At 71.7% G+C, this 16,937-nt stretch carries 15 protein-coding genes; 11 read left to right on the top strand and 4 right to left on the bottom strand.

Going from position 1 to position 16,937, the window contains the following annotated elements; genetic code table 11:
• Positions 1–67 precede the first annotated feature (67 nt).
• From DEJ43_RS13970 to DEJ43_RS13955, 4 genes are read left to right on the top strand one after another with little or no spacing between them, the layout of a single operon-like run.
• Entirely contained in the window at positions 68–766 is a 699-nt protein-coding gene (locus tag DEJ43_RS13970) for a hypothetical protein (RefSeq protein WP_015034007.1), read from the top strand.
• A complete protein-coding gene (locus DEJ43_RS13965) occupies positions 766–1,590 on the top strand; it encodes a COG1361 family protein (protein ID WP_015034006.1) in 825 nt (274 codons plus the stop codon). Before DEJ43_RS13970 ends, DEJ43_RS13965 begins: the two co-directional genes overlap by 1 nt.
• Complete coding sequence (locus DEJ43_RS13960; RefSeq protein ID WP_015034005.1) at positions 1,587–2,642, top strand: hypothetical protein; 1,056 nt, start codon at positions 1,587–1,589, stop codon at positions 2,640–2,642. The genes DEJ43_RS13965 and DEJ43_RS13960 overlap by 4 nt, the downstream gene beginning before the upstream one ends.
• Before the next feature lie 14 nt (positions 2,643–2,656).
• Positions 2,657–4,060: a hypothetical protein gene (locus tag DEJ43_RS13955; RefSeq protein WP_041662468.1), complete on the top strand. Its 1,404-nt coding sequence runs from the start codon at positions 2,657–2,659 to the stop codon at positions 4,058–4,060.
• Positions 4,061–4,131: 71 nt separating this feature from the next.
• Here the strand turns inward: DEJ43_RS13955 and DEJ43_RS13950 are convergent, their stop codons facing one another.
• Positions 4,132–5,652 (bottom strand): peptide MFS transporter, encoded by a 1,521-nt coding sequence (locus tag DEJ43_RS13950; protein ID WP_015034003.1) that lies wholly within the window; start codon positions 5,650–5,652, stop codon positions 4,132–4,134.
• Between the two features lie 429 nt (positions 5,653–6,081).
• On the opposite strand from DEJ43_RS13950, the gene DEJ43_RS13945 reads away from it, so the two are divergent.
• Both DEJ43_RS13945 and DEJ43_RS13940 read left to right on the top strand, forming a co-directional pair.
• Positions 6,082–6,759 (top strand): response regulator transcription factor, encoded by a 678-nt coding sequence (locus DEJ43_RS13945; RefSeq protein ID WP_041662466.1) that lies wholly within the window; start codon positions 6,082–6,084, stop codon positions 6,757–6,759.
• Positions 6,760–6,837: 78 nt separating this feature from the next.
• A complete protein-coding gene (locus DEJ43_RS13940) occupies positions 6,838–8,109 on the top strand; it encodes an ATP-binding protein (RefSeq protein ID WP_015034001.1) in 1,272 nt (423 codons plus the stop codon).
• A gap of 21 nt (positions 8,110–8,130) precedes the next feature.
• On the opposite strand, the gene DEJ43_RS13935 is transcribed toward DEJ43_RS13940, so the two are convergent.
• Complete coding sequence (locus DEJ43_RS13935; RefSeq protein WP_015034000.1) at positions 8,131–8,646, bottom strand: GtrA family protein; 516 nt, start codon at positions 8,644–8,646, stop codon at positions 8,131–8,133.
• A 187-nt stretch (positions 8,647–8,833) separates the two neighbouring features.
• Between DEJ43_RS13935 and DEJ43_RS13930 the strand changes: the two genes are divergently transcribed.
• From DEJ43_RS13930 to DEJ43_RS13915, 4 genes are all read left to right on the top strand, one after another.
• Positions 8,834–9,973: a 5-(carboxyamino)imidazole ribonucleotide synthase gene (locus DEJ43_RS13930; protein ID WP_071891325.1), complete on the top strand. Its 1,140-nt coding sequence runs from the start codon at positions 8,834–8,836 to the stop codon at positions 9,971–9,973.
• Positions 9,974–10,014: 41 nt separating this feature from the next.
• Positions 10,015–10,512 (top strand): 5-(carboxyamino)imidazole ribonucleotide mutase, encoded by a 498-nt coding sequence (purE, locus tag DEJ43_RS13925; RefSeq protein WP_051026070.1) that lies wholly within the window; start codon positions 10,015–10,017, stop codon positions 10,510–10,512.
• Positions 10,509–11,759, top strand: a complete 1,251-nt coding sequence (locus tag DEJ43_RS13920; protein WP_015033997.1) for a dipeptidase — start codon at positions 10,509–10,511, stop codon at positions 11,757–11,759. The genes purE and DEJ43_RS13920 overlap by 4 nt, the downstream gene beginning before the upstream one ends.
• A gap of 137 nt (positions 11,760–11,896) precedes the next feature.
• Entirely contained in the window at positions 11,897–12,835 is a 939-nt protein-coding gene (locus DEJ43_RS13915; protein WP_015033996.1) for a membrane dipeptidase, read from the top strand.
• A 58-nt stretch (positions 12,836–12,893) separates the two neighbouring features.
• Here DEJ43_RS13915 and DEJ43_RS13910 read toward each other — a convergent pair whose 3' ends face one another.
• A complete protein-coding gene (locus tag DEJ43_RS13910) occupies positions 12,894–14,219 on the bottom strand; it encodes a UDP-glucose dehydrogenase family protein (protein WP_041662465.1) in 1,326 nt (441 codons plus the stop codon).
• Between the two features lie 125 nt (positions 14,220–14,344).
• On the opposite strand from DEJ43_RS13910, the gene DEJ43_RS13905 reads away from it, so the two are divergent.
• Complete coding sequence (locus tag DEJ43_RS13905) at positions 14,345–15,502, top strand: acyl-CoA dehydrogenase family protein (RefSeq protein ID WP_071891322.1); 1,158 nt, start codon at positions 14,345–14,347, stop codon at positions 15,500–15,502.
• 68 nt (positions 15,503–15,570) lie between these two features.
• Here the strand turns inward: DEJ43_RS13905 and DEJ43_RS13900 are convergent, their stop codons facing one another.
• On the bottom strand, positions 15,571–16,854 hold the full coding sequence (locus tag DEJ43_RS13900; protein ID WP_015033992.1) for an LCP family protein: 1,284 nt from the start codon (positions 16,852–16,854) through the stop codon (positions 15,571–15,573).
• Between the last annotated feature and the right edge of the window lie 83 nt (positions 16,855–16,937).

The following is a 16,937-nucleotide window of genomic DNA, read 5'->3' as shown; positions in this document are numbered from 1 at the left end:
ACCTCAGGCGTACCTTGACGGCCAATCTGAAAGACCGTCAGTTACGTTGCGGTGAGGGGTGCTCGGGGTGTCCAAGGAGCCGAACCGGAGGAGAACGACCGCCGCTTTCACGGCGGCGCTCGCGGTGGCGGGCGCGGCCGTGCTCGCCGGCGCACCGGCCGCCCAGGCGGCCGTCGTCGACGTCAACTACGGCTGCGAGACGAAGATCGGACCCAAGGGCGCCGTCTCGCCCGTCGACATCAAGGCCGTCAAGAACGGCAGCGCGTACACCATCACCATGTCGTTCGAGAAGGGCGTCTCCGACAGCCCCATCGAACTCCCCAAGGGGGTCATGACCCCGCGCGCCGAACTCGTCCTCGGCGGCGCCGACTCCGGCACCGTCAAGGTCAAGGGGACGCCGAACACCGCCGCCATCCCGCCCGACACACCCATCAAGATCGGCACGCTCACCGGCACCTACACCCCGAAGAAGAACGGCAAGGTCACCTTCACCGCCGGCACGCTCACCGTCCACGCCCTCGGCATGGACGCCGCCGTCTGCACCCCGAAGAACAACCCCCGCCCCGCCCTCGAACTGGAGGTGACCGGCGCCGCCGGCGGCTCCGACACCCCGCCGCCCGCCGAGGAGGAGAAGGAGGGCACCGGCACCGAACTGCCCAAGACCGGCCCCCTCGACTCCGCCCTGGCCCTCGGCACCCTGGGCGGCACCGTCCTCCTCACCGGCGCGGCCGGAGTCCTCTGGCTCACGCGGCGCACGGCACGCTGATGCGGACGGCGGCCCGCTCCGGGCTCGTGGCCGCCGCCACCGCGCTCCTCGGCGCGGTCGCGGCGGCTCCCCCCGGCGCCCCGGACTGGACGGCGGCGCCCGCCGCCGGCCGGCCGTACGCCTATCTGGAGGGCCCCGCAGGCAGCGTCCTCCAGGACACCCTGTCCGTGACCAACCGGGGCGCCCGGCCGCTCACCGTCCGGCTCGGCGGGCAGGGCGCCCCGGTGGCCTTCGCCGCGCGGAGCGTCACCGTGCCCGCCAGGACCCGGGCGGACGTGCCCTTCGCCGTGACCGTCACCGCCGACACCCCGCCGGGCGAACACCGCGGGACGGTACGGGCCACGGCCGCCGGCCGCGAGGTACGCGTCGACCTGCGGCTGCGGGTCAGCGGCCCGCAGCTCGCCGCGCTCACCGTCGAGGACGTCCACGTCGACACCACGACCGGCACCCTGCGCTACACCCTGGTCAACCGGGGCAGCACCGTCCTCGCCCCGCACCTCGCCGTGCGCGCCGAAGGAGTCCTCGGCACCGTCCTCGACCGGCCGGGCCGCCCCCTGCCGCTCACCCTCAGGCCCGGCCGGCGGGCCACCCGCACCGAACCCTGGCCCGATCCGCCCGCCCTCGACTCCGTCACCGTCCGGCTGACCGCCACCGCCCCCGGCGCCGCCCCGGCCACCGCCACCGCCGAGGCCGCCTTCGCCTCAGGCCCGGCGCTCACCGGCCTGGCCGGGCTGCTCCTCGCGGCGGCGGGCGGCGGGGCGTACGCGGTACGGCGGCGCGGCCGGGCCCGTACCCAGCGAGCGTCGGCGGGAGCGAACTCATGAGGTGGACACGTACGGCCGGGGCGCTCCTGGTGGCGCTCGCCCTCGCCCTCCTGCCCGCCGCCCCCGTGGCGGCCGCCCCCGGACCCGCCGTCGAGCTCTCCCAGGCGGAGGGCGGCAAGGGCGGCGAGATCACCGTCAGCGGCAGCGGCTGGAAGCCGGGCGCGCTGCTCATGCTGCTGATCTGCGGCCAGGGCGCCCCCGGCAAGGGCGTCATCGGCGGCACCAACTCCTGCGCCAACACCGACGGCCGGGCCGCCACCGTCGACGCCCGGGGCGCGTTCAGCGCCAAGCTCCCGGTCGCCGAACCGCCCAAGCCCTGCCCCTGCGTCGTGCACGTCGCCGGGGTCACCGGGCAACAGGACGCCGTGGACCGGGAGTTCACCGTGGCCGGTCATCCGGTCGCCCCGCTCCCCGAGGCCTCGGGCGACGGGCGGCTCGCGGTCCTCGCGACCGTACGGCTCGACGGCTCCAGCGGCCTCCTCGTCTGGTTCGGGGCACCGCCCCGCCGCGAGATCGTCTTCACCGTCGGCAACCTCGGCTCCGCCCCCGTCAAGGACCCGGTCTTCCAGGTCGGCACCAGCCACGGGGTGTTCGCCCCGCAGTACGAGGAACGCCAGTGGCGCGGCACCGTCGACCCCGGCAAGAAGGCCCTCGTCCGGCTCCCCGTCGAACTCACCGCGGGCGCCCACGGCGACTACCAGGTCTCCGTGCGCTACGCGGACAAGGTCCTCGTCGAGCAGCCCTGGGGGGTCGGCAGGCCCTGGGGCGTGACGCTCTTCTGGCTGCTGCTCGCCGTCGTCGTACCGGCGGCGCTGTTCCGGATCGGGATGGCCGTGGTGGACCGCGTCCGCCCGGCGACGAGCCCCGCCCGTACGGCCCCGGGCCACTCCAGGGCCCGCCCCCGGCCCCTGGCCCGGCTCCGCACCCGTGCCCCCGAACCCGCCCGGCGGGACCCGGGGGACGACGAACCCACCGCGGCCCTGCCGTGGTTCAGTCCTGACTCCGCACCGTCAGCCCCAGAGAGCAGCCCGACGACGAAGGGACATGCGTGAGTACGCAACGGAGGATGAGCGCGGCCGGAATCGCGCTGATGCTCGGCGGCGCGGGGATCCTGATTTCCGCCGGCCCCGCCCAGGCCGCCGAGGTCTCGTACACGACGGAGTGCATCCCGCCGTCCATCTCCGGGCTTCCGCCCGTGCAGGGCACCACGAAGGTGCTGGTCACGGCGCCGGCGGAGGCCAAGGTCGGCGACGAGGTCGAGATCGTCTGGAAGACGGTCCAGGCCGCGTCGAAGAACCCCGACGTGCTCGACCTCGGCGCGGACACGGTCAAACCGACCGGCGTCCTCACCGTGGGCGGCGCGGCGACCGGCACCGTCGCCATGGAGGGGCCCCGGCAGAACCCGCCGATCCCCAAGAACAGTCCGATGGTGCTGCCCGAGATGAGGGGGAAGCTGAAGCTGACCAAGGCGGGCGAGATCACCCTCACGCCCGGCAAGTACACGATCAACGTGTCCAAGCCGCTGTCGACGGACACCAAGTGCTCCCCGAAGGAGACGGTGGCCGCCGCCGCGAAGATCAAGGTCACGGACGGCACGGGCACGACGACGGGCGGCACGAGCAGCGGCTCCACGACCACCACGGGCGGGTCGACCACCACGGGCGGGTCGACGACGACCGGCGGAGGCTCGAACAACACCGGCGGCGCCGCCACCTCCTCCTCCGGCGGCACCGGCGGCACCGGCGGATCCTCCGGCTCCGGCTCGGGCTCCGGCTCCGGCGGATCGTCCAGCGGCGGCAGCGGCGGCCAGACGTCCTTCCCCGGCACGGAGGTCTCCGTCACCTTCGCCTGTACGGCCCCCGGCCCGGCCTCCATCCAGTCCAAGGTGACGATCGACGCCAAGAAGAACGGCGGTGGGTACGACCTCACGGTCAGGACGGCCAAGGGCGTCATGGACAGCCCCGCCGCCCTCCCCGCGGGGGCCCTCAAGGCCTCCATGGCGGTCAAGCTCGGCGGATCCGACACCGGCACGGTGACCGTCGCCGGACCCCCGAACCCCACCGCCCTGAAGCTGGGCGACCCGGTGAACCTGCCGGACATGAAGGGCACCTACAAGCCGGGCGCGACCGGCAAGTCCACCCTCAGTCCCGGCACGCTGACCATCAAGGTCTCCCTCGGCTCCATGAAGATGGACATCCCGTGCCAGGTGAAGGGCGCCGTCCAGGCCTCCCTCGAACTGGACACGAGCAAGCAGGCGGGCGGCGCGGCGGGCGGCTCCGGCGGCGACCCGGGCAGCGGCTCCGGCAGCGGTAGCGGCTCTGGCAGTGGCTCCGGCTCCGGCGGGAACCTCGCCGAGACCGGCGCCGAGGACGACGGCGCCCTGCGCGCCCTCGCCCTCGTCGCCGGCACGGTGATCCTGCTCGGCGGCGCGGTGTTCACCTTCACCCCGTGGGCGCGGCTCAGGCGCTGACGCGGGCCGGAAACGGCGGAGGGCCGCCGCACCGGATCGGTGCGGCGGCCCTCACGGCCGTACGGGGGAGGTCAGTGGACGCTGCCCATGAGCGCCTGGACCTTCTTGCGGTACATGTAGATCGCGAAGCCCGCGAGGACGGCGAGACTCGCCTCCATCGCGATGATCCCCGTGCCGTTGAGGTCCACACCGGCCAGCGAGAGCAGACCCGTGGTGCAGTCACCGGCGGTCACGGCGAGGAACCAGACACCCATCATCTGGGAGGCGTACTTCTGCGGCGCCATCTTCGTCGTGACGGAGAGGCCGACCGGGGAGAGGCACAGCTCACCGATGGTCTGGATCATGTAGATCGAGACCAGCCACATCGGGGAGACCTTGTCGCCGCCGCCGGCCATGTTCATCGGGACGATGAAGACGAAGAAGGACGCGCCGACGAGGACCAGACCCATCGCGAACTTCACGATGGTGTTCGGCTCCTGGTTCCGCCGGGCCAGCCACAGCCACAGCCAGGCGAAGACCGGGGCCAGCGCCATGACGAACAGCGGGTTGAGCGACTGGTACCAGGTGGCCGGGAAGCCCAGGCCGAAGACGGTGTCGGCGGTCTTGTCGTCCGCGAAGAGCGACAGCGTCGAGCCGCCCTGGTCGTAGATCATCCAGAAGACGGCGGCGGCGACGAAGAACCAGATGTAGCCGGTCATCTTCGACTGCTCGGTCTTGTCTAGGTCCTTGTCGCGCTTGATGCGGACCAGGACGGCGACCGGGATGATCAGACCGGCGAGGGTGATCGGGACCAGCGCCCAGTTCAGGGTGTACATGCCCAGGGCGACCACGACGCCGTAGAACGCGGCGGCGAGGACGACGACCAGGGAGACCTTGACCAGGATGCTCTTGCGCTCGGCCGGGGAGAGCGGGTTCGGGACGACGTTGCTCTTCGGGCTCAGGCTCTTCGTGCCGATGAGGAACTGGACCAGGCCCAGACCCATGCCGAGCGCGGCGAGCGCGAAGCCGAGGTGCCAGTTGACCTTCTCGCCGACGGTGCCGACCACGAACGGCGCCACGAAGGCACCGAGGTTGATGCCGACGTAGAAGAGCGTGAAGCCACCGTCACGGCGCGCGTCGTCCGGGCCGTCGTAGAGGTGACCGACCATCGTGGAGATGTTGGCCTTGAGCAGACCCGAGCCGGCGGCGACGAGCGCCAGACCGACGAAGAACATCGCCTGACCGGGGATCGCGAGCGAGGCGTGACCCGCCATGATCACGAAGGCGGCGATGGTGACCGTCTTGCGGGCGCCCCAGACGCGGTCGCCGAACCAGCCGCCCGGCATGGCCATCAGGTAGACCATCGAGACGTAGACGGAGTAGATCGCCGTCGCCGTCGCGGCCGTCATGGCGAGGCCGCCGCCTTGGCTGCCGGTCGCGGCGTCCGCGCCGCCGGAGACCAGGTACAGAACGAGAAGTGCCCGCATGCCGTAGTAGGAGAAGCGCTCCCACATCTCGGTCATGAAGAGGGTGGCCAGGCCGCGGGGGTGGCCGAAGAACGTCTTCTCGGAACCGGGGGTTCCGGCCGAAGCCGTCGTCAGGCTGGACGCCATGTCGATCCTTGCTCTGTCGGGACGCGCGCCTTGTGAGCGTGGTGCGCCCGGTGGGGGAGGCCGGCACCGGCGGAGTCGGAGTGGACTCCACCGGGATCCACGCCCCGGGATTCGCGTCGTCGCGTCCCGGAACCCGGCCCACAGGTCGTTCACCGTCCTCAAGGTTCGGCTGGGCCGACCTCACGCAGAAAGAGGACCTTGGCGCGCGAAGCTGGCCAAAGGTCCCCGATTACCGCTACAGACGTCGAGACACCATACGACACGACAGTGCCGGATATGGAAGGACTTGAGAGATGGATCACAGGTGACGGCGCAACCGCGCGACGTCATTCGAAGGTCATGAGCAAGATACCCACAAGATCCCCAGGGGTGACTCCGTCCCCAGGGATCATGCCCCGACCGCCCACCCGTGCGGACTACCATCACCCCATGACCCGTGTACTGCTCGCCGAGGACGACGCATCCATCTCGGAGCCGCTGGCCCGCGCCCTGCGGAGAGAGGGGTACGAGGTCGAGGTCCGCGAGGACGGGCCGACCGCCCTCGACGCCGGACTCCAGGGCGGAGTGGACCTGGTCGTACTCGACCTCGGCCTGCCCGGCATGGACGGACTCGAGGTCGCCCGGCGGCTGCGCGCCGAGGGCCACACCGTCCCGATCCTGGTGCTCACCGCACGGGCCGACGAGGTCGACACGGTCGTCGGGCTCGACGCCGGCGCCGACGACTACGTCACCAAGCCGTTCCGGCTCGCCGAACTCCTCGCCCGGGTCCGGGCCCTGCTGCGGCGCGGCTCCGCCGAGCCGGTGGCCGCGCCCGCCACCCACGGCGTCCGGATCGACGTCGAGTCGCACCGGGCCTGGATGGGCGACGAGGAGCTCCAGCTCACCGCCAAGGAGTTCGACCTCCTGCGCGTCCTGGTCCGCGACGCGGGCCGGGTCGTCACCCGCGACCAGCTGATGCGCGAGGTCTGGGACACCACGTGGTGGTCCTCCACGAAGACCCTGGACATGCACATCTCGTGGCTCCGCAAGAAACTGGGCGACGACGCGGCGAACCCCCGCTACATCGCCACCGTGCGAGGCGTCGGCTTCCGCTTCGAGAAGAGCTGACGGCCGCACCACGGCCGCCGGCCGCCGGCCGCCCCGTAGGCTCGGGCGGGTTCACCGTCCCCCGCCCGGAGGGCAACCGTGCGTCGCCGTCTCATCAACTCCACCCTCGCCGTCGTGCTCGTGGTCATCGCCGTCTTCGGCGTCTCCCTCGTCATCGTCGAGACCCGCACCATCTCCAGCAGCGCCCAGGAGGGCGTCGACCTGGAGGCCCTCCGCATCGTCTCGATCGTCGACAGCCGGCTGATCGGCGGCGAGCCGGTGAACCCGGACATCCTGTCGGAGCAGAGCGGCGCCAAGCGGTACGCCCAGATCCAGATCCCGGGCCGGGACACCATCGAGATCGGCACCCGCCCCGAGGGCGACGTGACCCGGGGCCTCGCGGAGGGCGAGCGCGGCGAGACGGTGATCGTCGAGGAGTCCCGCTCGGCGGTCACGGAGGAGATCGGCCGCACGCTGATGATCCTCGGCGCGGTGGCCCTGCTGGCCGTCATCGCCGCCGTCCTCCTCGCCGTACGGCAGGCGAACCGGCTCACGTCCCCGCTGACGGACCTCGCGGAGACCGCCGAACGCCTCGGTTCCGGCGACCCGCGCCCCCGGCACAAGCGGTACGGGGTGCCGGAGCTCGACCGGGTCGCGGACGTCCTGGACGCCTCGGCCGAGCGCATCGCCCGGATGCTGACGGCCGAGCGCCGACTGGCCGCCGACGCCTCGCACCAGCTCCGTACGCCGCTCACCGCCCTCTCCATGCGGCTGGAGGAGGTCGCGCTCGCCGATGACCTGGACACGGTCAAGGAGGAGGCGACGATCGCCCTGACCCAGGTCGAGCGGCTCACCGACGTCGTCGAGCGGCTGCTCACGAACTCCCGCGACCCCCGGACCGGCTCCGCCGTCGCCTTCGACCTGGACGAGGTCGTCAAGCAGCAGATCGAGGAGTGGCGCCCGGCCTACCGCAGCGCGGGACGGGCCATCGTCCACTCCGGCAAGCAGGGCATGCGGGCGGTCGGCACCCCGGGCGCGGTCGCCCAGGTGCTGGCGGCGCTGATCGAGAACTCGCTGATGCACGGCGGCGGCACGGTCGCCCTGCGGACCCGGGTGACGGGCAACCAGTCGGTGATCGAGGTCACGGACGAGGGTCCGGGCGTCCCGGCCGACCTGGGCGCGCGGATCTTCGAGCGGGCCGTCAGCGGGCGCAGCTCGACCGGCATCGGTCTTGCGGTGGCCCGGGACCTGGCGGAGGCGGACGGCGGCCGTCTGGAGCTGCTCCAGCAGCAGCCGCCGGTGTTCGCACTGTTCCTGAGCCGGGAGGTGCGGAGCGTCGCGGACGAGCCGCAGGAGCGCCCCGTACGGTGAGGAAGGGCCGGCCGGAAGCGGTCAGACCCGGTCGGGCTGGCGACGGGTCGCCTGCCGCGGCGCCTGCTCGAGGAAGGATTCGGCCGTCTGCACGGCTTCCTTCGCCGGCAGTGCGCGGAACACCCACGTGCGGTACGACCAGAACCGGAACAGGGTCCCGATCCCGATGCCGAAGAACTTGAAGAAGTTGCTCGCGAGCGGCCCGTCCCAGCCGAAGCCGTACGTCGCCGTGTACAGCACGCCGTTCTCGATGACCATGCCGACGACGCTGAACAGCAGGAACAGCGACATCTCCTTGGTGCGGCCGGACTTGTCGCGGTCACGGTACGTGAAGTAGCGGAACCCCACGTAGTTGAAGACGATCGCGACCACCGTGGCGATCAGGCTGGCCCGCACCATCGGGATCTCCGTGGTGCCGCGCACCAGGTTGAAGACGCCGAGGTTGACGAGGACGCCGAGACCGCCGACCACCCCGAACTTGGCGACCTCGCGGGCGAGCCGGTCGAGTCGCATGCGCAGCGCGCCGGGTTCACTCATGGTGATGGCTCTGTCCCGTCCGTCCGGATGACGCCCGGGTGACGTCAACCCAACCATGCTAACCAGCGCTCCTGTCACCCGCCCGGGTACCTCGTAAACCACCGGAGAACCGGCCTCCGGCCCCTCCGTTCTTGTGTCAAACCACAGCCGGACGCGTGTTCCCTGATGGTGCGGATACCCTAAGAGGGTGACGTTCCCGGTAGTCGGCATGGTCGGTGGCGGTCAGCTCGCCCGTATGACCCACGAGGCGGGCATCCCCCTCGGCATCAAGTTCAAGCTCCTCAGCGACACCCCGCAGGACTCTGCGGCGCAGGCGGTGAGCGAGGTCGTCATCGGCGACTATCGCGACCTGGCTACGCTGCGTGACTTCGCGCGCGGATGTGACGTGATCACCTTCGATCACGAGCACGTCCCCACGGAGCACCTGCGGGCCCTCGAGGCGGACGGCATCCCCGTCCGCCCGGGGCCCGACGCGCTGGTGCACGCCCAGGACAAGGGGGTGATGCGCGCGAAACTCGACGAGATCGGTGCCCCGAGCCCCCGGCACCGCATCGTCGCGGACCCGGCGGACGCGGCGGCCTTCGCCGCCGAGGTCGGGGGCTTCCCGATCATCCTCAAGACCGTGCGCGGCGGCTACGACGGCAAGGGCGTCTGGTTCGTCCGCGGGCCGGAGGACGCCCGCGACCCGTTCCTCGCGGGTGTCCCGGTCCTCGCCGAGGAGAAGGTCGAGTTCCGCCGCGAGCTCGCGGCGAACATCGTCCGCTCCCCGCACGGCCAGGCCGTCGCCTACCCGGTCGTCGAGTCCCGTCAGGTCGACGGCGTCTGCGACACGGTGATCGCCCCGGCTCCGGACCTCGACGGAGAGCTCGCGGGGCAGGCCCAGGAGCTCGCCCTGCGGATCGCCAAGGAGCTCGGAGTCGTCGGCCATCTGGCCGTGGAGCTGTTCGAGACCGCGGACGGCCGCATCCTCGTCAACGAACTGGCGATGCGCCCGCACAACTCCGGCCACTGGACCCAGGACGGGGCGATCACCTCGCAGTTCGCCAACCACGTCCGGGCGGTCCTCGACCTGCCCCTCGGCGATCCGCGCCCGCGCGCGACGTGGACCGTGATGTGCAATGTCCTGGGCGGCGACTACCCGGACATGTACTCCGCGTACCTGCACTGCATGGCCAGGGACCCGCAGCTCAAGATCCACATGTACGGCAAGGACGTGAAGCCCGGCCGCAAGGTGGGGCACGTCAACACCTACGGCGACGACCTGGACGACGTGCTGGAGCGCGCGCGCCACGCCGCCGGCTATCTGCGAGGAACGATCACCGAGTGAGCACAAGCCCCGCCACCACCGCCCCCGTGATCGGCATCGTCATGGGATCCGACTCCGACTGGCCCGTCATGGAGGCCGCGGCGCAGGCCCTGGACGAGTTCGAGATCCCGTACGAGGTCGACGTCGTCTCCGCGCACCGGATGCCGCGCGAGATGATCGCGTACGGCGAGCAGGCCGCCGGGCGCGGCCTCAAGGCGATCATCGCCGGCGCGGGCGGCGCCGCCCACCTCCCCGGCATGCTCGCCTCCGTCACCCCGCTGCCGGTCATCGGCGTGCCGGTGCCGCTGAAGTACCTCGACGGCATGGACTCGCTGCTCTCCATCGTGCAGATGCCGGCCGGTGTCCCGGTCGCCACCGTCTCCGTCGGCGGCGCGCGGAACGCCGGCCTCCTCGCGGCCCGGATCCTCGCCGCGCACGACCCCGAACTGCTCGCCCGGATGCGCGAGTTCCAGCAGGAACTGAACGACCAGGCGACCGAGAAGGGCAAGCGCCTGCGCGCCAGGGTCGAGGGCGCCGAGTCGTTCGGCTTCGCCCAGTGAGCGCCGGGTCGGGCGCCGGACCGGCCGCCGCGGCCAAGGTCTCCGGCAGCGCCGCCGACCGGCTCGCCGAGGCCCGCGAACTGCTCGCCGCCCACCCCGTCGCCGACGGCCACAACGACCTGCCGTGGGCACTGCGCCAGCAGGTCCGCTACGACCTGGACCGGATGGACATCGGCGCGGACCAGACCGGCGCGCTCCACACCGACCTGGCCCGGCTGCGGGCCGGCGGCGTCGGCGCCCAGTTCTGGTCGGTGTACGTGCCCGCCGAGCTGACCGGCGACGACGCCGTCAGCGCCACCCTGGAGCAGATCGACGTCGTCGACCAGCTCCTGGAGCGGTACGCGGGCGACCTCGCCCCCGCGCTGACGGCGGACGACATGGAGGCGGCCCGCAAGGAGGGCCGCATCGCCTCCCTGAAGGGCGCCGAGGGCGGCCACTCGATCAACAACTCCCTCGCCACCCTGCGCGCCCTGCACACCCTGGGCGTGCGCTACATGACGCTCACCCACAACTCCAACAACGACTGGGCGGACTCGGCGACCGACGAGCCCGGGGTCGGCGGCCTCTCCGCCTTCGGCCGGCTGGTCGTCCGCGAGATGAACCGCTCCGGCATGCTCGTCGACCTCTCGCACGTCGCCGCCACGACCATGCGGGACGCGCTGGACGCCACGGCGGCGCCGGTGATCTTCTCGCACTCCTCGGCCCGCGCGGTCTGCGCCCACCCGAGGAACATCCCGGACGACGTGCTGGAGCGGCTGCCCGCCAACGGCGGCGTCGCGATGGCGACGTTCGTGCCGAAGTTCATCCTGCCCGCCGCCGTCGAGTGGACGGACCGCGCCGACGAGAACATGCGGGCGCACGGTCTCCACCACCTCGACACCACGCCCCGCGCGATGGAGATCCACCGGGCCTTCGAGGCGGCGAACCCGCGCCCGATCGCCACCGCCGCCACGGTCGCCGACCACCTCGACCACATGCGCGAGGCCGCCGGCATCGACCACATCGGCATCGGCGGCGACTACGACGGAACGGCCTTCACCCCGGCCGGTCTCGACGACGTCGCCGGCTACCCGAACCTGATCGCGGAGCTGCTGCACCGCGGCTGGTCGCGGCCGGACCTGGCCAAGCTGACCTGGTCGAACGCGGTCCGCGTGCTCCGCGACGCGGAGGCCGTCGCCCGCGATCTGACGAGCCGTACGGCCCCGTCGAACGCCACGCCCGACTCCGTGGCCGCCCCCGGGGCCTGACCGCCCGTGGGGCGTTCGGCGCCTCACCCGGACGGCCCAGCCCGCCGCGCCCCCGCCCGGGGCCGGTGGCACGGTGGACGGTACTGCCCCGCCGAACTCGGCGGGGCGGTACTGCATCGCCGAGTTGGAGTAAGACCATGGCGGATCTGCTAGAAGATCATCAGACCCTCTCCACCGTCCCTGCCGCCGCCGCGGGGGAGGTCGACCCACCCGAGCCACCGCCACCGCCGCTCGACGAGACGTCCCGCGCCCGCGCCATCCTGGCCGCCCAGCCCGTCGTCGAGGGCCACACCGAACTGCCCGCGTCGCTCGACCCGGAAGACCTCCCGCCCGTCCGCGCGGGGGAGACCGGGGCCCAGTTCTGGTCGCTGCACGTCGAACCCGACGAAGGCGCGGGCGGTGTCATCGGCACCCTGCGCCGCATCGACGCCGTCCGCGCGCTGGTGGCCGCCTGCCCGGAGGACCTGCGCCTCGCGCACACGACCTCGGAGATGGCCCACGCCCGCAACTGCGGCCGGGTGGCGGCCCTGCTGGGCCCGGTCAGCTGGACGGCGCTCGGCGGTTCCGCCGCGACCCTGCGGGCGTACCACGCCCTGGGTGTACGGGCCGTCAACCTCACCCGCTTCGACCGCTTCGCCCGTGAGGCGGTACGGGAGATGAACCGCATCGGCCTGGCCGTGGACCTCTCCGGCGCCGACCCGGACACCGTACGGCGCACCCTCGCGGTCACCCGCGCCCCGGTGCTGCTGACCCGGGCGGCGCCGGAAGGCCTGCCCGACGAGGTCCTCGACCTGCTCGGCGGGAACGGCGGCGTGTGCATGGTCACCGTGACCGACGAGCCGGCCGCCGCCGCCGACGTCCTGGACCGGGTGCGCGAGCGGGCGGGCGCGCGCTGCGCGGGCATCTCCCACACCACCGCCCCGGCCGTCGGCTACGTCCCGCTCTTCGCGGAGCTGCTCCGCCGGGGCTGGACCGCCCAGGAGCTGGTCGGTCTCGCGCACGCCCATGTGACCCGGGCGCTGCGGGAGACGGAGTTCCTGTCCCGGACGAACCGCATCAGGCCGGTCGCGGCCTGACGGGACACGCGGGAGAGGGGGCGCCGTCCGGCGCCCCCTCTCCCGTACGCCGAAGGGCTCAGGCGCGGGGCCGACCCATGGCCCGGTACGTCCAGCCGGCCGCCCGCCAGCGCTCGGCGTCCAGCGCGTTGCGGCCGTCCAGGATCACCCGGGAGGCGGCGACCTCGGCGAGCGCCGCCGGGTCCAGCTCGCGGAACTCGCGCCACTCCGTCAGGTGCAGCACCACGTCGGCGCCGCGGACCGCTTCGAGCGCGGAGTCGGCGTATCCGAGGGTGGGGAAGAGGCGGCGGGCGTTGTCCATGCCCTTGGGGTCGTAGACGGTGACCTGGCCGCCCTGGAGGTGTATCTGACCGGCCACGTTCAGCGCGGGGGAGTCGCGGACGTCGTCCGAGTCCGGCTTGAAGGTGGCGCCGAGGACGGCGACCCGGCGGCCCAGGAAGGTGGACCCGCCGAGGGCCTCGCGGGCCATCTCGACCATCTGGCCGCGCCGCCGCATGTTGATCGAGTCGATCTCGCGGAGGAAGGTGAGCGCCTGGTCGGCGCCCAGTTCGCCGGCGCGGGCCATGAAGGCCCGGATGTCCTTGGGGAGGCAGCCGCCGCCGAAGCCGATGCCGGCGCGCAGGAACTTGGCGCCGATCCGGTCGTCGTGGCCGATGGCCTCGGCCAGCTTGGCGACGTCGCCGCCGGCGGCCTCGCAGACCTCGGCCATCGCGTTGATGAAGGAGATCTTGGTGGCGAGGAAGGAGTTCGCCGAGGTCTTCACCAGTTCGGCGGTCGGGAAGTCGGTCACCACGAACGGCGAACCCTCGCCGACGGGCCCGGCGTACACCTCGCGGAGCGTCTTCTCGGCCCGCTCGCCGCGGACGCCGACGACGATCCGGTCCGGGTGCAGGGTGTCGTTCACGGCGAAGCCCTCGCGGAGGAACTCCGGGTTCCAGGCGAGCTCGACGCCCTCCGGGAGGACGTCCGCGAGCCGCTCGGCCGAGCCGACCGGCACGGTCGACTTGCCGACGACCAGGGCCCCTTCGCGTACGACCTTCGCGAGGGAGGCGAAGGCGGCGTCCACGTACGACATGTCGCAGGCGTACTCGCCGTGCTTCTGCGGGGTGTTCACACAGACGAAGTGCACGTCGCCGAAGGCGCCGACCTCTTCCCAGGAGGTGGTGAAGCGCAGCCGGCCGCTCGAACCCTCGATGCCGGCGACGTGCCGGGCGAGGAGTTCCTCGAGGCCGGGCTCGTACATCGGGACGCGGCCGGAGGAGAGCAGCTCGATCTTCTCGGGCACGACGTCCAGGCCGAGCACCTCGAAGCCCAGTTCCGCCATGGCCGCGGCGTGGGTGGCGCCGAGGTAGCCGGTACCGATCACGGTGATCTTGAGGGCCATACGGGTCTCCAGTGACGTCGGGCGGAATGCCTGCCCGAGCATAGTCGTGCCCTGGTCGGGGGCCCGGCCACGCCCTACCATTTGGGTTACTTAACGGTAGTTAGCAAACGTGGGAGTGAGTTCGCGTGTCAGGTTCCGCTGATTTCGACCTGTATCGGCCCTCCGAGGAGCACGACATGCTCCGGGAGTCGGTGCGTGCTCTGGCGGAGGCGAAGATCGTGCCGTTCGCCGCGGCGGTGGACGAGGAGGGGCGTTTCCCGCAGGAGGCGCTGGACGCGCTGGTCGCCAACGACCTGCACGCCGTGCACGTCCCGGAGACCTACGGCGGCGCGGGCGCGGACGCGCTGGCCACGGTGATCGTGATCGAGGAGGTCGCCCGTGCCTGCGGCAGTTCCTCGCTGATCCCGGCGGTCAACAAGCTGGGCTCGCTGCCGGTGATCCTCTCCGGCTCCGAGGAGCTCAAGCACAAGTACCTCGGCCCGCTCGCCAAGGGCGACGCGATGTTCTCCTACGCCCTGTCCGAGCCCGACGCGGGCTCCGACGCGGCCGGCATGAAGACCCGCGCGGTACGCGACGGCGACTTCTGGGTCCTCAACGGCGTCAAGCGGTGGATCACCAACGCCGGCGTCTCCGAGTACTACACCGTGATGGCCGTCACCGACCCCGACAAGCGGTCCAAGGGCATCAGCGCCTTCGTGGTGGAGAAGTCCGACGAGGGCGTCTCCTTCGGCGCCCCGGAGAAGAAGCTCGGCATCAAGGGCTCCCCCACCCGCGAGGTCTACCTCGACAACGTCCGCATCCCCGCCGACCGCATGATCGGTGCCGAGGGCACCGGCTTCGCCACCGCCATGAAGACCCTCGACCACACCCGCATCACCATCGCCGCCCAGGCCATCGGCATCGCCCAGGGCGCCCTCGACTACGCCAAGGGCTACGTCAAGGAGCGCAAGCAGTTCGGCAAGCCCATCGCCGACTTCCAGGGCGTCCAGTTCATGCTCGCCGACATGGCCATGAAGCTCGAAGCCGCCCGCCAGCTCACCTACGCGGCCGCCGCCAAGAGTGAGCGCGTCGACGGCGATCTGACCTTCTTCGGCGCCGCCGCCAAGTGCTTCGCCTCCGACGTCGCCATGGAGGTCACCACCGACGCCGTCCAGCTCCTCGGCGGCTACGGCTACACCCGCGACTACCCCGTCGAGCGCATGATGCGCGACGCCAAGATCACCCAGATCTACGAAGGCACCAACCAGGTCCAGCGCATCGTCATGGCCCGCAACCTCCCGTAACGAGGGGTACGGAAAGGGCGCCCCTCCGACCGGCAGGGGCGCCCTTTCGCGTACGTACGGCCGAGGGGTCAGCGGTTCGACTCGACGGTGACCTTCTCGTCGTTCTGGATCTGCTGCACCAGCTGCTTCACCTTCGGCATGTCCCACTTGAGGGAGCCCTGCGGCGCGCTGCCCGCGAGCGGCATGTTCATCGACTTGCCGTCACCGCTGTTGACGCCCTTCATGGCGAAGAACATCTTGCCGAGGTCGTACAGCGACATGTCCTTGTCCACGATCAGCGTGTCCAGACCGGCGCCCAGCGTCGGGTACAGCGCGAACGGGTTGAGGATCGTGCCCGGTGTCGCCGCCTGGTTGGCCAGCGCGGAGAGGAACTTCTGCTGGTTCTTCGTCCGCTGCAGGTCCGACTCGGCGAAGGCGTACCGGGTCCGGACGAAGGCCAGGGCCTGCTCGCCGTTGAGGGTCTGCGTACCGGCCTGGAAGTTCGCGCCGGACTTCTTGTCCTTGAAGCCCTTCTCGATGTTCAGCTCGACGCCGCCGAGCGCGTCGACGATGTTCGCGAAGCCGGCGAAGCCGATCTCGGCGTAGTGGTCGATGCGCAGCCCGGTGTTGAACTCGACGGTGCGCACGAGCAGCTCGGGGCCGTCCATCGCGTACGCGGCGTTCAGCTTGGAGCCGCCGCGCGCCGGGAACGACTTGCCGGACTCGGAGCCCACGAAGCTGGGGATCGTCACCCAGGAGTCACGGGGGAGCGAGACCATCGTGTTCCCGCTGGAGCAGGCCGCGAGGATCATCATCGAGTCGGTCCGCTTGCCCTCGGCGGAACCGGTGTGCAGCTTCTTCTTCTCCTCGGCCGACATGCCCTCACGGCTGTCGGAACCGACGATCAGGTACGTCGTGCAGTCGCCCTCCGCCGGGCGCTCGATGACCTTGGAGAGGTCGACCTCGTTGCGCATCTGCGAGCTGGCCCAGGCGTAGGTGCCGATGCCCCAGGCGGCGACGGCGACCACGAGGACGATCGAGCCGATCTTGATGCGCTTGCGCCAGTCCGGGGCGGGGCGCCCGGGACCGCCGGCGCCGGGGCCCGGGGCGTACTGCGGAGGCACGGTGCCGCGGCCGCCGCCCTGCGGGCCGCCGTAGACCTGGCCCGAGCTGTAACCGGAGTCGTAACCCGCGTTCTGGGCCTGGGTGAAGTTCGGGTTGTAGCCCTGGCTGCCCTGGTTGAAGCCCTGGTCGTGCCGAGGCGGCTGCTGCGGAACCTGCGGACGCTGCACATGGCTCATCCGGCGAGGTCCCTCGGGCTGGGAGTTCGCGCTGCCACGGCCGTAGCCGCCGTCTTCGGGCCAGTCATTCATGCCGACCAGTGTGCCGGGCGGCGCTTCCCGGGCGACAGGGCGGGTGGAAGATAGGACCGGTGCTGTTGCCAAGCTGATGCAAA

The organism is Streptomyces venezuelae ATCC 10712 (assembly GCF_008639165.1).
GTDB classification, from domain to species: Bacteria; Actinomycetota; Actinomycetes; order Streptomycetales; family Streptomycetaceae; genus Streptomyces; species Streptomyces venezuelae.
The sequence above is the reverse complement of the archived record's forward strand: the minus strand, read 5'-3'. Positions and strand labels throughout refer to the sequence as shown.

What these genes read in the sequence shown, in the direction of transcription:
- DEJ43_RS13910 (WP_041662465.1), bottom strand. Translation starts at nt 14,219, where the DNA reads ATGGCCCTCAAGATCACCGTGATCGGTACCGGCTACCTCGGCGCCACC.
- DEJ43_RS13900 (WP_015033992.1), bottom strand. Translation starts at nt 16,854, where the DNA reads ATGAATGACTGGCCCGAAGACGGCGGCTACGGCCGTGGCAGCGCGAAC.
- DEJ43_RS13965 (WP_015034006.1), top strand. Translation starts at nt 766, where the DNA reads ATGCGGACGGCGGCCCGCTCCGGGCTCGTGGCCGCCGCCACCGCGCTC.
- purE (WP_051026070.1), top strand. Translation starts at nt 10,015, where the DNA reads ATGGGATCCGACTCCGACTGGCCCGTCATGGAGGCCGCGGCGCAGGCC.
- DEJ43_RS13945 (WP_041662466.1), top strand. Translation starts at nt 6,082, where the DNA reads ATGACCCGTGTACTGCTCGCCGAGGACGACGCATCCATCTCGGAGCCG.
- DEJ43_RS13960 (WP_015034005.1), top strand. Translation starts at nt 1,587, where the DNA reads ATGAGGTGGACACGTACGGCCGGGGCGCTCCTGGTGGCGCTCGCCCTC.
- DEJ43_RS13955 (WP_041662468.1), top strand. Translation starts at nt 2,657, where the DNA reads ATGAGCGCGGCCGGAATCGCGCTGATGCTCGGCGGCGCGGGGATCCTG.
- DEJ43_RS13950 (WP_015034003.1), bottom strand. Translation starts at nt 5,652, where the DNA reads ATGGCGTCCAGCCTGACGACGGCTTCGGCCGGAACCCCCGGTTCCGAG.
- DEJ43_RS13915 (WP_015033996.1), top strand. Translation starts at nt 11,897, where the DNA reads ATGGCGGATCTGCTAGAAGATCATCAGACCCTCTCCACCGTCCCTGCC.
- DEJ43_RS13935 (WP_015034000.1), bottom strand. Translation starts at nt 8,646, where the DNA reads ATGAGTGAACCCGGCGCGCTGCGCATGCGACTCGACCGGCTCGCCCGC.